We start from the raw sequence: 16,723 nt of genomic DNA, 5'->3' as shown, positions 1-16,723 counted from the left end.
GAACGATGATGAAGTTAATGATTTGCAATGCTGACTTATCGTTTCGTTGCCCCTCACTTTCCTGTACGGATGCGTAACCTGCACCAATAATGGGTGTATTGAGCCATGGCGATGAGAGCCATGGCTTTTTTGCGCTTTTTTATGGATATAGCTGTCATGGTTGGGGGAGCGGACGCAATAATCATTAACTTCGCGTTTGGTAAAGCAAGACGATAAATCAAACCATCGAAGCGGAAATGGACGTGCTGTTATATTTACGAGAGCAGTCTATCCGTGCAGGTCAACCGGTGAAATCCCGGAATGGCCGTTACGTGGAAGAAGTGCCGACACAGTGGGGAACGTTCCATGCGACGGTGTTCGAAGCGGTAGAAGGGAACCAATTCGATGATGAGCAGCTTACGGAGGAGCAATTCGTTGCGTGGGGCCGGGGGCTTGGCCGTCTGCACCACATCTTCAAGCAAATGCGAGATACGTATGGGCTGATACATTATGATTTCGATTTGGATAACCAGCATTGGGTTGTGGATGATGTGGGCGTATTTGATTTCGACGAATGTGCCCGTTACTGGTATGCGGCCGATATTGCATTTACCCTAAAGGATTTGTGGCTGGAAGGTACTGAGGGCGCGCATCCAGGAATTCAGCAGTTTGTGCGCGGATATGCGCTAAAAACATCTGTTGATCCACTGCTGCCGGAGCAAATTCCGTGGTTTATCCGCATGTATGAACTTATTCTCTGATTGATGTGATGGATGACATCCGTAGTAAAATTCAACAGCGTTAAACTTACAGAGGCAAATCAAAAGGCTAAGCTATAAAATCGCATTACATTCATGATAATATGGTGTTTTGCCTAGTCGGCACAGGAGACCGGACTGTATAGCGGACGCGTCGGTGCGGTAAATTATAGGCGGCTGCTCAGGATTCACGATTTGAATGATGGCGGAGGTTGATTGCATGAAAGCGAAAATCGTGCCTTACTTAATGTTCAACGGTCAGGCGGAAGAAGCGATGAAAAACTACATTTCCCTGTTCGGAGGCGGTGAGATTGTTACCGTTTCCCGATATGGGGAGGCGAAGAGCAATCTGGAATGGACCATTTCTGATGCCGACGCTGATAAGCTGATTCATGCCGAATTCACGTTAGCCGGACAAACGCTGTATTGCGCAGACAGCTTAGGTGGTCCGTCCGATAAAGCAGATGGGCACAAGGTGGCGTTAACCGTGTCGTGTGAGTCCGAAGAGGAAATCAATCGCTTGTACGAGCAGTTGTCACTGGGCGGCCAAGTGTTCATGCCGTTGCAGTACACATTTTGGAAATCGAAATTCGCAGTGCTTAAAGATCAGTATGGCATCCGCTGGCAGTTGGATTTCCCGAATCGATAATACAAGAGCACGGAGGAAGATATGTAGAAGGCGAAGCGGATGCTTCGCCTTTCCTGTCAACCGCGTCGCACCGACTCATACCCTTGCCCGCTGCGACTGCGGGCAGGGTGCCTCGGCCTTGAAGGGAAGGAATACGAAAGAGACGAGCGGCGGGAAATCACGAGCTACCAATAGCGGGAGCCGTCCCAACGATAATGGCGGAGCAACTCTTCATCGACCTCAAGCCCGATTCCGATCCCTGACGGAATGCGGACCATGCCTTGCTCGGCCTGAAGCGGCACGAGAGCATTGAACGGATTATCCATTACATCCCATTCGACAGGCTCGATGGAATCTTGCTCTATCTTGCTCCACGGCTTCAGGCAAGCTTGCGCATATAAGGCATAACAGCGTGCAAGCGCCCCGTCATAAGTGTGCGGCGAGACGCGCACTCCGGCGAATCGCGCCAGCTGCAGGATCCCGCGATATTCATCCAGATCGCCGACATGAACCGGATCTGGCTGAATAATATCGAAGGCTTGCTGCTGCACGGCGTTCATGAATATTCTCGCCTCCGCCACATTCTCGCCTCCACTTATCGGAAGGCCCAGCTTTTGCCTGCAATAGAGATATTGTTCCCACTGATGCATCGGCAGAGGCTCCTCAAACCACATCCAATTGTCCCACTGTCCGATGAGTGGCTGCCAAGCGCATGCCGCTGCCGCGTCGTAGCTCTGATTGGCATCGATCGCGAGTGCGATATGTCTGCCGAAGCGGGATTGAAGGGAATGAATATGCCGCATGTCATCGGCGAGCGGCTTCCCGCCCACCTTCACTTTCATATGCGTAAAGCCTTGAGCGAGCGCTTCTTCAATCCGCCGGAGCGAAACTTTCTCCCACGTGTCATCTTCCGTATACGTTTGAAATGAGGCATACACAGGAACTTGTTCGCGCAACGGTCCGCCCCATAACCCGCATATCGATTGTCCCGTTCTGCGGGCGGCGATGTCCGTAAGCGCCATGCTGACAGCTGAAGCCGGGCGGATATGCCAACTGCCGATCGTCTGAACGATTTTTGACCGCAATCGGGCGTCTTGGCCGAGAAGATAGGGAATAATCTGCTCCCGGAAGGCGCACTCCAAGGCAGGCAGCCACCCCGAGCACTCTCCCCATCCGGTTATACCGGATTCTGTCATCAAGCGGACAAGATAGGTGGAGCGGTATGCTTTCGGCCCGTTGGCGTCACCGTATGGCTTCGGATTCCGGTACAGCAGCGGGAACGTGTCTATATGTGTAATTCGCAGTGGGATCACCTCTACATTTCATGCAATTGTTTTGCTGCATCTTTCTGATTAACGAACCTTTATCTAGTATGCAAAGCCGTGGCTGTTACTATGAACCGGTTTATCATATATGCACAGACCGGAGATCCGTTTTTTTCATCGTGACGGATACGGGTAGAAGAGAAAGGAAATATTAGGTGTAACGATGATATGAAAAGAGGGAAACAGCATGGAGTGGGCGTCTTGGTCGCTGGACCGTGTCCTTATCTTGTTCGTCAGCCTTGCTTTTTTGATGATTGGCATTCAAGTGACGTTATATCACTACCGGCAAAATTTCCACCATGCGGCCATGTGGGTGCCGGTAATCGCAACACCCGTTTTTTTCGTTGCAGGCCTCTTGCTTTCGTTCAACAACGCGAGTTGGATAAGGGGGTTGTTCCAAGTGCTCATGTGGATAGGGGCAGTTGCCGGTCTAGCCGGATTCTACTTTCATGTGAGCGGCGTGGGCAAGCGTGTCGGAGGATGGGCGTTCCGGAATTTTCTCATCGGGCCTCCCGTTGTGCTGCCGCTGATGATAACGGCAATGAGCGCCTTGGGCTTGGTAGCCTTGTATTGGACCGTCTAAGGATAATCATGGTGAAGACAGGGGGTTAAAGCTATGGCTAAAATGAGTCATTATCCTTCGTTCGATGTGATGAAGGAACGGGACGAATGGGATTCACATACGCAGGACATCGTAACCGAGCGGTTGCGCAAAGATACAACTTGTCAGTCGTTGCAAGAATTAGAGCTCGCGACACTTGGCGCAGTCTGCAGGTTGCTCGTCGACGATGATCGAGATAATGTCATTTTATACATATTGGTGCACTTTGATCAGATTATAACGAGTAAAACAGGGGAGGGACAGCGCAAAACCGGAGTGCCGGAAGAAAAGACACTCATACGGGAAGGTCTTCAACTATTGGATAATAAGGCCCGGAACGAACATGGGGCACCGTTCGACCAATTGGAGGGGGCAGAGCAATCTGAGATTTTGGAGCGGTTAAGCCAGGGCAAGCTTCAGATCTCACTGGAATGGACTGCTCTTAAGCAGAAAGGGCTGTTCAAGAAGCTGCTTGGCACGGCAATCGATGCGTACTGCTCTCATCCGGACATATGGTCCGAGATTGGGTACGCGGGCCCGGCATATCCGCGAGGATATGTCCGGGGCGATATCGGTCAGCTCGACCCATGGGAGGCGAAGACGGAGGCATGATGACACGGAAGTATGCCAATGAAGAGGCCGATGTCGTCATCGTCGGCGCCGGAGCGGCTGGCGGCGTGTTGGCCAAGGAATTGAGCGAAGCGGGCCTGCGCGTCGTCGTGCTGGAGGCGGGGCCTTTCCGCGATCCGCAGTCCGACTTCGCAAGTGACGAGCTCACCATGAAGAACTTAGGCTGGCAGGACACACGCATCGTGGACGGGAACAATCCGCTGAAGATGGGACACAACAACTCAGGCCGGGGCGTAGGCGGTGGAACGGTCCATTTTACGGCCGTCTTCCTGCGGTTTCACGAATCGGATTTTCGTGTGAAATCGGTAGACGGCGTGGGCGAGAACTGGCCGATAACGTATCAGGATCTAGAGCCATATTATTTGCGCAACGAACAGGAAATTGCTGTATCCGGGCCAAAGCATTTCCCGTGGGGCAGCTATCACGGCCCGTACCCGTATCCGGAGCGCGAGCCGCTCAGTCCGAACGCTTATACATTTATGCAGGGATGTGAGAAGCTGGGCATCCGCTCTTCCGTGCCGCCGCTTGCCATTCTGTCCGCGCCGTTCGAAGGCCGTCCGCCATGCATCAACCGCGGCTTTTGCAATCAAGGATGCATGCCGAACTCGAAGTTCAGTACGTTAATTGTTCATATTCCAAAAGCGATGCAGGCTGGCGCGGAAGTGTTGGCGGATTGCATGGTGACCCAGGTGCTCATGAAGTCAGACGGCAAGGCTTCCGGAGTGGAGTTCATGCACGAAGGGAAGAAGTATAAACAGCGGGCTAAGGTCGTCATCTTGTCCGCATACGCAGTTGAGACGCCGCGCCTGCTGCTCCATTCAGCGAATTCGCAATTCCCGGACGGGCTGGCTAACAGCAGCGGATGGGTAGGCAAGGCCATCATGCCGCATTCTAGTCATGACGTGTACGCCAAATTCGATCGTGACATTCGGCTATATAAAGGCACTCCCGTGCTCGCGACGACCCAGGATTTCTACGAGACCAATCGGGAGCGTGGATTCGTGCGAGGCTATTCGCTGCATGCGCACGGGGCCCGTCCCGTCAGCTTCGGACAAGCGATCAGCCAATCGCAGTCAGGTCCGCTCTGGGGCAAAAGGCTGCGGGAGGAAATGCTCGATTACAACTATTACGCCCGTGCAACCATGGTCGGCGAGGTGCTTCCGAATCCGGACAACCGGGTCTCGCTGGCCGAGGAGAAGGACGAGTATGGGCTGCCCCGGGCGAAAGTAACGTTCAGCTACGGTGAGAATGATCGCAAGCTCATCGATCATGCGGTGGTAACGATGAGCTCCATCTTGGAGGCGGCGGGTGGTCATGTCCGGTTTGTTGTCCCTGATACGGCGCATTTGATGGGCGGTTGCCGCATGGGCAACGATGCCCGTTCATCGGTCGTCAACTCTTATGGACAGAGTCACGACATTCCGAACCTGTTCGTATGCGATGCGAGCATCTTCGTCACGTCTGGTGGAGCGAATCCGACGAACACGGTCATGGCATTGGCACTTCGGACCGCAGATTATATCAAGGAACAGGCCAGACGCAGAGAACTGTAAACGCACGAGCGGGAAATAGGCATCACATGATGAATTGGCATGGGAAATATAGTTGACACAGTTTGGGAGAGAACATAAAATAAAATGGATTCAATCATATACATGCAAACTGAAAGGAGACGGGAACTCATGTTGAAGGGCAATGCGAACGTTCCATATAACATGTTCATATATTCCGTCCCGAATGGCGCGCGAGAAGCGGAAAGCGTATATGTATCCCGCCAGATACGCTTGCATGTTTCATGTTTGTTACCGTAATGAACGGCCGCAGGCGACGGATTCCTGCGGTTTTCTTGACTTGAATCGGCGTGTTGTGCCTTGAAGTAATAGCCGCAGGGATGTTCCTGCGGCTATTTGTGCGCCCGTGGACGACGGGTAAAGGAGAGAGAAGAAGGATGAAAAACACCAAGTTGATTATTGTTGAAGGTGTAGCAGGTTCGGGCAAGACGACGACAGCGCAGCACATCTATGACAAGCTTCGGGAGCGGGGGGTTGTGGCTGAGCTGTATTTGGAAGGCAACACGGATCATCCAGCGGATTACGAATATACCGCTTGTCTAACGGAAGAACAGTTCAAGGAGCTGATGCGCCTATTTCCGCATGAGCGGGATACGGTATTGGCCTGTACAGTACATGAGGATGAGGATTACTTGTTCTGCTATGGCCGAATGCATGCAATGGCTGGAGGGGAGCGGTCCGCTCCGTCCAAGCAGGCTGAAATGAATGCGATCATCCAGCAAGTGCGTCCGTATGATATTTACGACGGTCTGCCGATGGAGAAGTATTGCGAGCTGCTGCTGTCACGTTGGGAACGATTCGGAGCGCGCGCTGCCGCAGAGGAGAAGGTGTATATTTTCGAATGCTGCTTCCTGCAAAATACACTGTCGCCATGCTCGTGCGGCACCATGCAGCCCGCCGGAACATCCTGTCGTTCATACTGGATCTGGCCGAGCGGGTGCGGAAGCTCGAGCCTGTATTGTTCTATTATGATCAGTCAGATATACGGGACACGCTGGAACGTGCGGCGATTACCCGGTCATCATCATGGTATGAAGGCTTCCTGAATTATCACACATCGCAAGGCTACGGATTAGCGCATGGCTTGACGGGACTGGAAGGCTGCCTTGAGGTGCTGCGTGAACGCAAAAGCATCGAGAAAGAGGTATTGAAGCTTCTCCCTTGGAAACATTTAATTCTAGATAACTCAGGCTACGATTGGGAGGCGTGTTTGGAGCAAGTAGATCGATTTTTAGAAGCTAAATTAACGTAATATATATTATGTAAACTTATATTGGAATCGCACCTTCAATATAAGTTGAATTGAAATCAACCGAGTGATTGATCGGGTACAATGAACTGATGAAATTGCTCCGGAAGTCAATTATGGATATCATTCTGGAAGCCGTTCTGGATGTCAATCCGGCCTAATAGGAGCCGCCGCTTTTGTTTTGTTGCAATTGTCACCAAAAGTTCAAATTTAATTCGTTTTCATGCAACAATTGCTATCGACAGTTCGTGCATTCAGCTATATTCTAGGTTAGGCAAGTCTATGATAATTGTTAATGAATGACATACATGAATTCGATTACTTCGAGGAGTGATTCAGCATGAATGAGAATTCAAGGATTTTTAAAGCTGTGGATGAATATAGCCTGACCCGCATTATTCAACACGTATTTGACCGTGATACGGTTGTGGCGGAGGCGAAGCTGCGGGAAGGCGGACTGTTCAATACGACGTATCTCGTCACTACAAAGTGTCCTGACCAGAATGTAATCATCCGCTTTGCTCCGTCCCGGCAAGAGCTGTTGTTCCAATTCGAACGCGAAATGATGGCGAAGGAACCGTGGATTTACGAGCAGTTGCGCCGGGTCGGTATTCCCGTGCCGCGTATCCTGGCATTTGACGATTCGTATCGCATCATCCCGCGCAGCTACGTCGTACTAGAGTATGTGGCTGGCATTCCGCTTCACGAAGCGAAAATGTCGGATATGGATCGCAGCACGATCCAAGAACGCCTCGGGAAAGCTACAGCGGCTATGCACAGCATCACGGCGGACTATTACGGCTGGCCTCAGCCGGATCATCCTGAACGGGCGTATCGCACATGGTGGGACTTCATTGCAGCCTTCACCGATGAGATCGCGGAGAAGACGACCCGGTTCGAAGTGTTTGACGAGATGGTGATGCAAACGTATTACGACTTTTTCCGTGAACATAAGCATGTGTTCGAGTTGGCAGAAGCGCCGCGTTTTGTGCATAACGATCTGTGGGAACCAAATGTGTTGGTACGGGAAGAGAACGGTACATGGGACATCGCCGCTGTTATCGATGCGGACCGCGCGTTGTTCGGCGATCGGGAATACGAATTTGCGTTATGGGGCAACAACCCGCACTTTATGAGAGGTTATGGCCGTACGTTGGACGATTCGCATGAAGCGAACATCCGCCGGACTTCGTACATGTTCCTGCTGCAACTGATGAACGCCTATTTCCATAAGGTGCAGAACAACAATGAAGCGCAGTATCTTCATGAAAAAGCGCTCGCTGAAGCTACGTTCGAGCAGCTTCGGCATATGACTGAGCTAGCGCACGTATAAGAGCGAATTCAAAAATGTACTTACATCATTAACAAAAACAACAAGGGAAGCACCCGGCAAATGCATCGATAAGATATGCATGTGCTCGGTATGCTTCCCTTGTTTGCTTGAGGGGCCCATTTACTCCTTCGCCTCGGCGAGCGAACGGTTAATTTTTTGGCACAACACCGTAAATTGCTCCAGTTCTTCCTCGTTCAACGTCAGCTTGATGCTGTCCATCACTTCATTCCGGGATGTCGCGGCCGCACGCAGAAAACCTCGGCCTTCTTCCGTTACCGCATGATGATAATATCTCCGGTCCGTTTCATCCCGCGTCTGCGATATCATGTTCTTGTCGATGAGCTTCTTCGTCAGCTTCGAGATGCCCGGAAGCGAGGCGTGAAATGCTTCCGCCAATTCACGGGCCGTCTTCGGCCCATGCTTGTCTAAGTAATCGATAATATTGAATTGAGCGGATGTGATACCTTGAATATTGAATTTGTTATGATGTGATACCACCTTGCATTGAAAAGAAGTGAATTCCTTCTCGAAAGAGTTGAAGTCGTTCAATGGCAATGTTCCTTTCTGTCAACACGCAAGCATCCCCGGCTCATCATGGATGATCCTAGAGTAATCCGGAACAACCTGGAATTATTATTGGGCATGCTTGATGTTCTATCGACGACGGCTATAAATAGCGCTTCAATATCGAACCCGAATGCGTTCGCAAGGTTTGCGGCGTACCTTCCGCAATGACTTCACCGCCTTCATTTCCACCCTTCGGTCCAAGCTCGATAATCCAATCAGCCTGGCGAATGAGCTGGAGATGATGCTCGATGACGATGACCGTATTTCCTTTGTCTACCAGACGGTCCAGCACGTTCATCAGCTTGCCTGTATCGCTGTCATGCAGGCCGATTGAAGGCTCATCCAAAATGTATAGCGTGTGATTTCGTCTCGTTCCAGCCAGCTCGGAAGCCAGCTTCACTCGTTGGGCTTCACCGCCGGAGAAGGTGTTGGCCGGTTGTCCGAGCGGTAAATAGCCCAAACCGATATCAACCAAGCAGTCCAATATTCGTACAATGTCTGGAATATCTTGAAAAAGTTCTTGCGCCTCCGCAATACTCATGTCCAGCACGTCGGCAATATGCCGGCCGCGATACGTTATGCCTAAGATTGTCTCATTATATCGCTTGCCTTGGCAAGTGGGGCATGTCAGATAACGGGCGGGCATGAAGTGCATTTGAAGCTTCAATTGGCCGGTTCCTTTGCACGCCTCACATCGTCCTCCACCCACGTTGAAGGAGAAGTCCGACGCCTTCAGCTTCATGCCTTCGCGCTTCGCCAGCTGCCGATAATGCTCGCGGATATGATCGAACACTTTTGTATAGGTCGCCGCGTTCGATCGTGCCATTTTGCCCATCGCATGCTGATCGACGACGATGGTATGCTGGATCTGATCCGATCCAGGCAGCGTATGCAGTCGATCGAGCAGTTCCTGCAGGATGAGCGTGGATTTCCCAGAGCCGGATACGCCGGTAATTGCCGTCAGCACGCCGATCGGAATGTCGACGGAGATCCGTTTCAAGTTATGCGTGCACGCTTCGGTGAGGGTAATGGCATGATTCCATTGGCGCACGTCTCGCTTCAAGGCGAGTCCGTCTTCACGCAGGCACTTGGCCGTTAACGACGCCGGATGCTGCAGCAGATCAGCAACCGCACCCTGGAATATAACTTGGCCGCCTTGTTCGCCAGCAGCCGGACCGATGTCCACAACGTAATCGGATTGCTTGATCACATTGAGATCGTGCTCGACCACGATAATCGTATTTCCTAAATCCCGCAGCTTTTTCATGGCGGCCACTAGTGAATCCGTGTCCTGCGGATGCAGTCCGGCCGTCGGCTCGTCCAACACGCACACCATGCCTGTCAAATTCGAGTTAAGCAGCGATGACAGTCTCATCCGCTGCGCTTCGCCACCGGACAAGGTGGAGAAGCCACGGTCTAGTGTCAAATACCCCAGACCTGTATCGACCAAGCTTTGCGCCCGATCCGTCAACTCCGCCAATATCGGCTGTACCGCTTCGACATAACGCGTCTCCAGCGCGTGCGGCAGCTCGTTCAGCCACGCCAGTAGATCCCGAATCGATATACGCAGCAAATGGTGTATCGGCGTGCCATTCACTGTCACTTCCAAGCTGGACGGCTTCAACCGCGTGCCCTGACATGCCGGACAAGCGGCCGGGCGCAAAAATGAGGCGAACTCCTCGTCCGCATCCTCACCGGCTTCCTCGTAATAGCGCCGCATCAAGCTGTTGATGGCTCCTTCATACTTGCCTTCCTTCATATTAGAAGGGGCGGGGGCATCGGGCCGAAGCGCTCGAATCCGCGGGTCGTCTGTTCCGTACTGTAGAAGATGGCGGACGATTTCGGGCAGCTCGCCGATCGGGCGTCTTAGATCTTCTTCACCGAAAGGCAAATTGTAATATTTAGCCGCTCGCACCAGCAGCGGACCGAAGTGCCAAATGAACCCTTTTTTCCATACTTGAATGCCGCCTTCTTGAATAGACAGATCCGGGCGGAGTATGGCATTGATAACCGGCTCGACCTGTTCACCCAAGCCCATGCAGGCCGGACAGGCACCTTGTTCGGTATTAAATGAGAAATGGGCCATCGTAATGTTCTCGACAGGGGAGCCGCATGTTGGACATGGGTAGCATTCCAAGCCAGTTGCAGCATCTTCGGCAGGCGATCTCGGCGCCGAGCGGAGATCCGCATAGACGATAGTGTCGTGACAGTTCGGGCAAGGCCGCTCGCCGATGGCCGTATACAGTAAACGGAGATACGTGTACGCTTCGCTATACGTCCCGACTGTTGATCGCGGACTGTAGTTATGATGATGCTGATTCACGCTGATAATGGGTGAGAGCCCGAGTATATCATCGTAATCGGGCCGTTCTACATTGTCTGGAACCCTTCCGGTCGCGCGGATGAATTTGCGTTCGCCTTCCTGACAGAGGATGTTGAACATCAAGGTTGATTTCCCGGAGCCGGATACGCCGGTCACGACGGTTAATTGATTACGGGGGAAGCGGACCTCGATATTTTTTAAATTGTGTTCTCTGGCACCTGTAATTATAATCCAGTCTTGATTGCCAGTCATAGCATTCACCTTCTTGAACATGATTTTATATAGTTGAATGGGTTAACTATTATCTTGGGTAACTAATATACTGCGCGAAGGGATTTCTGTCAACTTTTTCGGCGGGGAAAATATAAAGAGGCCTGTCCTATATCAGCACAACTGATTTAGGACAGGCCTTGTCGATCGAGATATTGAAAGAATCAGACAAGATGAGCAGGAGCTTAGTCATTCGCTGCATAAGGCGCCTGCTGGTAGTGGAAATTCGGGCTCATCTCGCCGTTGTCGTAGCTTCGGTGGAAGATTGGCGTCGCAGCTGGCGATAAAGGCGGAATCAACCAGGTCCAGTCGCCCGTTAGCGGACGGTCTGCCTGACGTTCCTGCTCTTCGAAGCGCATGAACTGCTGCGCGGCCGTATGATGATCGACGATGCTGACGCCAGCTTCTTTGAAGGAATGCAACACGGCGACATTGAGCTCGACGAGCGCCTTGTCTTTCCATAGCGTCGTGTTCGAAGCCGTCGACAGCCCCATGCGATCGGCCACGGCTGGCAGCACATGATAGCGCGTGTCATCCGCGAGATTGCGCGCGCCGATCTCTGTACCCATGTACCAGCCGTTGAAGGGGGCCGCGTTATAGGAGATGCCGCCGATGTCAAGACGCATGTCCGAAATGATCGGAACGGCGTACCATTTGAGTCCCAGCTCTTCGAACCACGCAAATTCCGGATGTGTCAATGACACTTCCATTACGCTGGCGGGAGGCAGCTCGTACCATTGTGGCGGATTATTCCCGGTCTGTACGACTAGCGGCAGCACGTCGAAGGGAGTTCCCGTCCCTTGCCAACCGAATGATTGGCACTGCTTCGTGAACGGCACAGAATGCGGATCCCCGACCACGCCTTGTTCTGTCACATACCCTGCGTAGCGAATGAGCTGATGATTCCAGATGCGAACTCGGTCACGGCCTTGTTCCGCAGCGGGAAAGACCGTTATCGTCGGCCGGATCCGGCCCTCGTTCGTGGCGAACTCGATATGCCTTAGCAGAGCAGCATGGATGTCCTCCTCGGTCTCGGCATACCGGGCGTCGAACACATGCAGGGACGGCCAGAAGAGGCGGCCGATACAGCGGTTGCTGTTGCGCCAAGCCATCTTCGCCCCGTGCGCCAGCTCTTCCGCCGTGTGCGAATAAGTGCTCGTTGCTTCTATCTCACGGGCGACTTCTTGTAATCTGTCCGCGAGGCTGCTATCATTTATTCCCAACTCATGGTAGCATTGCCGTAAGAACTCCGATGCCGCTGTCCACAGCGAATGATTATATTGTATCGTCATGTGAATGATGTCCTCTCTCCGATTGCTGTCTTCTCAGATTAACATAGGAATGATACCGCAGGTATATCCGCTGACGAACTTTTTATGAACCCCCTGAATTGATGACACACAAGATGTCACCAATCCCATGATATAATCGACGTAAATGAATCGATGGATACAGATTGGGAGGACAAGCAGTGAAGCGTACAGATCGATTGATGGCTATCATCATAGCCTTGCAGCAGCGCCCAGAGACCGCCCAATCGTTGGCAGATAAGTTCGAGGTGTCGAAGCGCACCATTCTTCGTGACATGGAGGCGCTATGTGAGATGGGGGTGCCCCTATATTCCTCTACCGGTCCGTCTGGGGGATTCCGGCTTATGGATGGGTATATGTTGCCCCCATTGCAATTCAATTCGATGGAAGCGCTCACGGTGCTGTTTGCGCTGCGAGGGATGACCCAATTGCCGGACTCGCCTTTTAATGAAGAACGATGGACCGTGATGGACAAAATTAAGCACGTGCTGCCGCAGGAAACGAGGTCTCAAATCGCACCGTTATTGGAAAAAATGGAATTAGCCGTACCAAAAAGGAAGTATCGCACACCATTTTTGTCCGCCCTTCTGGATTATGTCTCAGTATCAGCCTGGGTGCGTGCGTTCTATCGATCGCAGAATCATCAGCGCTGGTTAACTTTGCTGCCGCAGCGTATTTATGCGGCCCACGGCTTCTGGTACTGCGAAGCGTATTCGACCGTGCACCGGGAGTCGAGATCGTTCCGCATCGACCGCTTCGAGAAGCTTATGCCGCTCGGGGACGAAGCAGAGTTGGCTGCAGCAATAATGTGCTACAAGCTATCGGAACGCGATGCGCTTGATGGACGGGAGGCAGGTTCGAGCAGAAACGTGCCAGCGACGATCCATATCCGTGCCCGCTTGACGTATCGTGGCTTGCTTCAAGTCGAGCATGACGAACACATTGGGGAATGTGTGAGGGCGGTAGGTGAGGACATCTGGGAGGTGTCCTTTGATTGCCCGCAAGCGGAATGGGAATGGGCAGTCCGATTTTTCTATCAATTGGGGCTGGAAGCGGATGTGCTGGAGCCGGCGGTGCTGAGAATGGAAATACGCCGGATAGCTGAACAGATGTGTAATCGATATGATGCTGATGAAGAAAAAGGAGGGAATGGCCATTGAAGGATATTATCGTACATACTTACGATGAGGCAGTAGAGGTGATGCAGGAAGTGGGCATATTGCCGCTGGCGAAATTAATACCGGACCATCCGTCGCTTAGTGGAATCACTAAGGAGGAGCAGTGGCACTCCGATACCGGTTCGATCCTTGGCGGTGGAGAGTGCGCTTCCCAGGTGATGGGACAGCTGCATACGGGAAATTCCTGAAGAAGAAAGCCGTCTTCATTGCCCGCGACCTTGTTCCGCTCGTGTATGCGATCTTGGGCAGCGCTCGTTCCGGCCAGGAACGATACGAGGACGGGCTGCTGTCGAAGGCGGCATGCGAGCTGCTTGCCATCATTGATGCGCAGCAAGGGATCGAGACGAGGTCACTGCGCGCTGCGGCAGGGATGAAAGCTGTCGATAAGAAGAAGGAGTTCGATCAGGCCGTCATCGAGCTGCAAGGAACGATGGACATCGTCATCTCCGGCGTAAAGGCACGGAGAAATGAAGCAGGGGAGATCAATGGCTGGAATAGCACATCATATGAGACGATGCCTCATTGGATGGAGCAGACGAGGATCGAAGCCGCTGCGATTCCAATAGCAGAAGCGAAGGAACGGCTGTATGGACGCTTGTCCCAGAACAGCAGCGCAGAGGCGATGGCGTATATGGGGAAAATATTCGGCTGGTAATGCATGAGTACAAAGCGGCTTAATGCCTGACGTATCTAAGCGGTATGATGCTGCATAGTTACATGGAAAGGTAAAAGGAATGAGTACTTTTTAGAGCAAAATCAATTTAATTAATGACATTAACTATTAAGGAGGTTTAATATGAATAACGTTAATGAAGTGTTGGAGAACGCAAGACAGTTCATATACCACAATGCAAGACTGCTCGATCGGATGAGATTCGAATATTTCTTTGGACAAGGCACGAAGGAGAGTGTCTTGGCCGTCCTCCGTGCTTATCAGAACGTAGATGGAGGCTTCGGCAATGCGCTTGAGCCAGACATCCGCTGCCCTCACAGCCAGCCGGTGCCGACGGAAGTCGCGCTGACCATCCTGGATGAGATCGATGGATATAATCGCGAGATCGTTTCGGGGATCGCACGCTTTATGGAATCGGCCACCGTGGAGGAGACTGGCGGCATTCCACGCTCGTTCTGCAGTGTGAATGATTACCCCCATGCGCCGTGGTGGACGACGGAACGGGACGATGCGGCATCCATGAATCCGACCGGTCGGATGATGGGCTTTCTGTTGAAGCAGGATGCGGTCCCTTTTATTTCGCATGAGACGTGGTTCCGCAAGACAGAGCAGTTCGTATGGGAGCGGATTGAGAAGGTCGACACAAGTGATTTTCATGACGTCACTCAGTGCATTACCTTCCTAGAAAATCATCGAGATCGTGAACGGGCCGGCGCTTATTTGGCGAAGGTTGACGAATGGTTGTCCCATCCAGGCACGATTGAGCTCGATCCACATGCCCAAGGTTATGTGCACAAAGTGCTCGATTGGGCACCGTCACGGGATAGCTATGCGGGACGGTTCATAGGTGAAGCGGATCTGGAACGGCATCTGACCGCGCTGCTGCAAGACCAGAGCGAAGACGGCGGGTGGCCGATCAGCTGGCCGGCCGTCAGCTCCGCATGCGAGCTGGAGTGGCGGGGATTTATTACCGTGGAGCGCTTAAAGACCCTGCGCTCGTATGGACGGCTCTAAATCGCGTGATGTGCTTTACAAATTCAGTACTTTTCGCGCCGAAATCGGAAAATACGACGCTGAACTGCAAAAATACACGCAAATATGTACATTTCCCTCGATTTGCGCGATTTCCGGGGAAATCAACTGGATCATTTCAGCATATCGGACCGTCCGACGGCATTTTGCTCAGGAGATGTGCGTCTGAAGTTGAGAACAAGTTGCGTTGAGTTAGGGTATGCGGTCTCACCGCATACCCATGTCGGCGCGTTTATCTGTATCATTTAAGTTGAACCAAACTGTCTTTGCGTTCGAGCTAAGCCAAGTCGAAGTATATATCATTGGACATTCATAGAGTATATAGAAACGAGAGGGTACATATTTGAGCAACATGCACCGCATCTTATGGTTTGATCAGCAGGTCAGATCGATGAACTATCCGAATAGCAGAAAGCTCGCACAGCAATTCGAAATCTCGACGAGACAGGCAAACCGGGATATCGAGTATTTGATGAATTCGCTGGGAGCTCCTCTGTGTTATTCGGCAAAAAGCCGCGGATACGAGTATGAGGATACGGCATACATTTTGCCCAGTCTGTATATTACCGAAGAGGAGAAGAAGGTTATCTCTTTTTTGGCTTACCGTTACGAGCAGCATCAATATGGAGACTTCGATGACGGTGTGAAAAATTCGAAGCTGCAAAAGCAGGTATCCCGATTATTTCGTCGTTTATCGAACATCGACAGTACGGAGCACTCCATTCCTTCCTTTGCAATCGAGTCAGCGATCGTTGACACTGCCTATACGTTGAGGCTGTCTTTGGCGCAGTCCCGCAAAGTGGCTATCGTATATAATCATGCGGAGCACGGGGAAATCAGAGGCACGATTCATCCGTATCAAATGTACTTTAAGCATTATGCTGACTATATATCGGCTTATTGTGAGGAAACGAGGCAAACGGAAATCTATCGTCTTGACCGGATGGTGAGCACACGAATGCTGCAGGAGCGCTTTGAAAAGATGCATCACGACGCGTTGAACGAACATATTCATGCCAGTCAAGTGCGCCCGTTTGTCGCCGTGTTGGAATGTTCTGGACAACTGAATGGCGAGGAGTGGGGCAGCTATAACGTCAAGCCTCTTGGAAACGGTCAATACGCAATTGAGTTTATACATATCGATCCCTTTATTGATCAACTTCTCTCTGTGCGGGGATGGACGGCGATCCACAAGCCAAAATGGTTAAAAGAGAAAGTGAAGCGACGGTTGATGCAATTATTGACTGATTTGGAGACGCAATGAAGTGGTACGACATTTTATGTCGTACCACTCTT

At 51.8% G+C, this 16,723-nt stretch carries 15 protein-coding genes and 1 pseudogene; 12 read left to right on the top strand and 4 right to left on the bottom strand.

The annotated features are described in order from the left end of the window. Nucleotides 1-236: 236 nt before the first annotated feature. Nucleotides 237-740, top strand: coding sequence for a phosphotransferase enzyme family protein (locus M3650_RS21460; RefSeq protein WP_251577631.1), 504 nt, complete (start codon nt 237-239; stop codon nt 738-740). A gap of 217 nt (nt 741-957) precedes the next feature. Next, nucleotides 958-1,386 (top strand): VOC family protein, encoded by a 429-nt coding sequence (locus M3650_RS21455; RefSeq protein WP_251577629.1) that lies wholly within the window; start codon nt 958-960, stop codon nt 1,384-1,386. Nucleotides 1,387-1,550: 164 nt separating this feature from the next. On the opposite strand, the gene M3650_RS21450 is transcribed toward M3650_RS21455, so the two are convergent. After that, nucleotides 1,551-2,669, bottom strand: coding sequence for a mandelate racemase/muconate lactonizing enzyme family protein (locus M3650_RS21450; RefSeq protein ID WP_251577732.1), 1,119 nt, complete (start codon nt 2,667-2,669; stop codon nt 1,551-1,553). A 208-nt stretch (nt 2,670-2,877) separates the two neighbouring features. On the opposite strand from M3650_RS21450, the gene M3650_RS21445 reads away from it, so the two are divergent. The 6 genes from M3650_RS21445 (at nt 2,878) to M3650_RS21420 (ending at nt 8,074) form a co-directional block, all read left to right on the top strand. Continuing rightward, complete coding sequence (locus tag M3650_RS21445) at nt 2,878-3,273, top strand: hypothetical protein (protein ID WP_019423179.1); 396 nt, start codon at nt 2,878-2,880, stop codon at nt 3,271-3,273. Between the two features lie 33 nt (nt 3,274-3,306). Beyond that, nucleotides 3,307-3,903, top strand: a complete 597-nt coding sequence (locus M3650_RS21440; RefSeq protein WP_251577627.1) for a gluconate 2-dehydrogenase subunit 3 family protein — start codon at nt 3,307-3,309, stop codon at nt 3,901-3,903. Continuing rightward, the gene (locus M3650_RS21435) at nt 3,900-5,474 is read left to right on the top strand and encodes a GMC family oxidoreductase (RefSeq protein WP_251577625.1); all 1,575 of its coding nucleotides are present in this window, start codon (nt 3,900-3,902) and stop codon (nt 5,472-5,474) included. Before M3650_RS21440 ends, M3650_RS21435 begins: the two co-directional genes overlap by 4 nt. 395 nt (nt 5,475-5,869) lie before the next feature. Continuing rightward, complete coding sequence (locus tag M3650_RS21430; RefSeq protein WP_251577623.1) at nt 5,870-6,538, top strand: P-loop NTPase family protein; 669 nt, start codon at nt 5,870-5,872, stop codon at nt 6,536-6,538. Next, nucleotides 6,451-6,744, top strand: coding sequence for a P-loop NTPase family protein (locus M3650_RS21425; RefSeq protein ID WP_251577736.1), 294 nt, complete (start codon nt 6,451-6,453; stop codon nt 6,742-6,744). The genes M3650_RS21430 and M3650_RS21425 overlap by 88 nt, the downstream gene beginning before the upstream one ends. Nucleotides 6,745-7,081: 337 nt before the next feature. After that, nucleotides 7,082-8,074, top strand: a complete 993-nt coding sequence (locus tag M3650_RS21420; protein WP_251577621.1) for a phosphotransferase family protein — start codon at nt 7,082-7,084, stop codon at nt 8,072-8,074. A 120-nt stretch (nt 8,075-8,194) separates the two neighbouring features. Here M3650_RS21420 and M3650_RS21415 read toward each other — a convergent pair whose 3' ends face one another. The 3 genes from M3650_RS21415 to M3650_RS21405 form a co-directional block, all read right to left on the bottom strand. After that, the gene (locus M3650_RS21415) at nt 8,195-8,572 is read right to left on the bottom strand and encodes a MarR family winged helix-turn-helix transcriptional regulator (protein ID WP_251577619.1); all 378 of its coding nucleotides are present in this window, start codon (nt 8,570-8,572) and stop codon (nt 8,195-8,197) included. Between the two features lie 169 nt (nt 8,573-8,741). After that, the gene (locus M3650_RS21410; protein ID WP_251577617.1) at nt 8,742-11,216 is read right to left on the bottom strand and encodes an ATP-binding cassette domain-containing protein; all 2,475 of its coding nucleotides are present in this window, start codon (nt 11,214-11,216) and stop codon (nt 8,742-8,744) included. Nucleotides 11,217-11,419: 203 nt separating this feature from the next. Beyond that, nucleotides 11,420-12,526 carry a nitric oxide synthase oxygenase gene (locus M3650_RS21405; RefSeq protein WP_251577615.1) on the bottom strand — a complete coding sequence of 369 codons (1,107 nt, stop codon included), beginning with the start codon at nt 12,524-12,526 and terminating at the stop codon, nt 11,420-11,422. 179 nt (nt 12,527-12,705) lie between these two features. Here M3650_RS21405 and M3650_RS21400 point away from each other — a divergent pair, with 179 nt between their 5' ends. The 4 genes and pseudogenes from M3650_RS21400 to M3650_RS21380 all read left to right on the top strand — a co-directional run bounded on the left by M3650_RS21400 (nt 12,706) and on the right by M3650_RS21380 (nt 16,691). Next, nucleotides 12,706-13,704, top strand: a complete 999-nt coding sequence (locus M3650_RS21400) for a helix-turn-helix transcriptional regulator (protein WP_251577613.1) — start codon at nt 12,706-12,708, stop codon at nt 13,702-13,704. A 41-nt stretch (nt 13,705-13,745) separates the two neighbouring features. Beyond that, nucleotides 13,746-14,377: pseudogene (locus M3650_RS21390) on the top strand (AlkZ-related protein). A gap of 141 nt (nt 14,378-14,518) precedes the next feature. Beyond that, nucleotides 14,519-15,409 carry a hypothetical protein gene (locus M3650_RS21385; protein ID WP_251577608.1) on the top strand — a complete coding sequence of 297 codons (891 nt, stop codon included), beginning with the start codon at nt 14,519-14,521 and terminating at the stop codon, nt 15,407-15,409. A gap of 370 nt (nt 15,410-15,779) precedes the next feature. Beyond that, nucleotides 15,780-16,691, top strand: coding sequence for a helix-turn-helix transcriptional regulator (locus M3650_RS21380; RefSeq protein WP_251577730.1), 912 nt, complete (start codon nt 15,780-15,782; stop codon nt 16,689-16,691). The last annotated feature ends 32 nt before the right edge of the window (nt 16,692-16,723 follow it).

This window comes from Paenibacillus sp. MER TA 81-3, assembly GCF_023713585.1.
GTDB classification, from domain to species: Bacteria; Bacillota; Bacilli; order Paenibacillales; family Paenibacillaceae; genus Paenibacillus_B; species Paenibacillus_B profundus.
The sequence above is the reverse complement of the archived record's forward strand: the minus strand, read 5'-3'. Positions and strand labels throughout refer to the sequence as shown.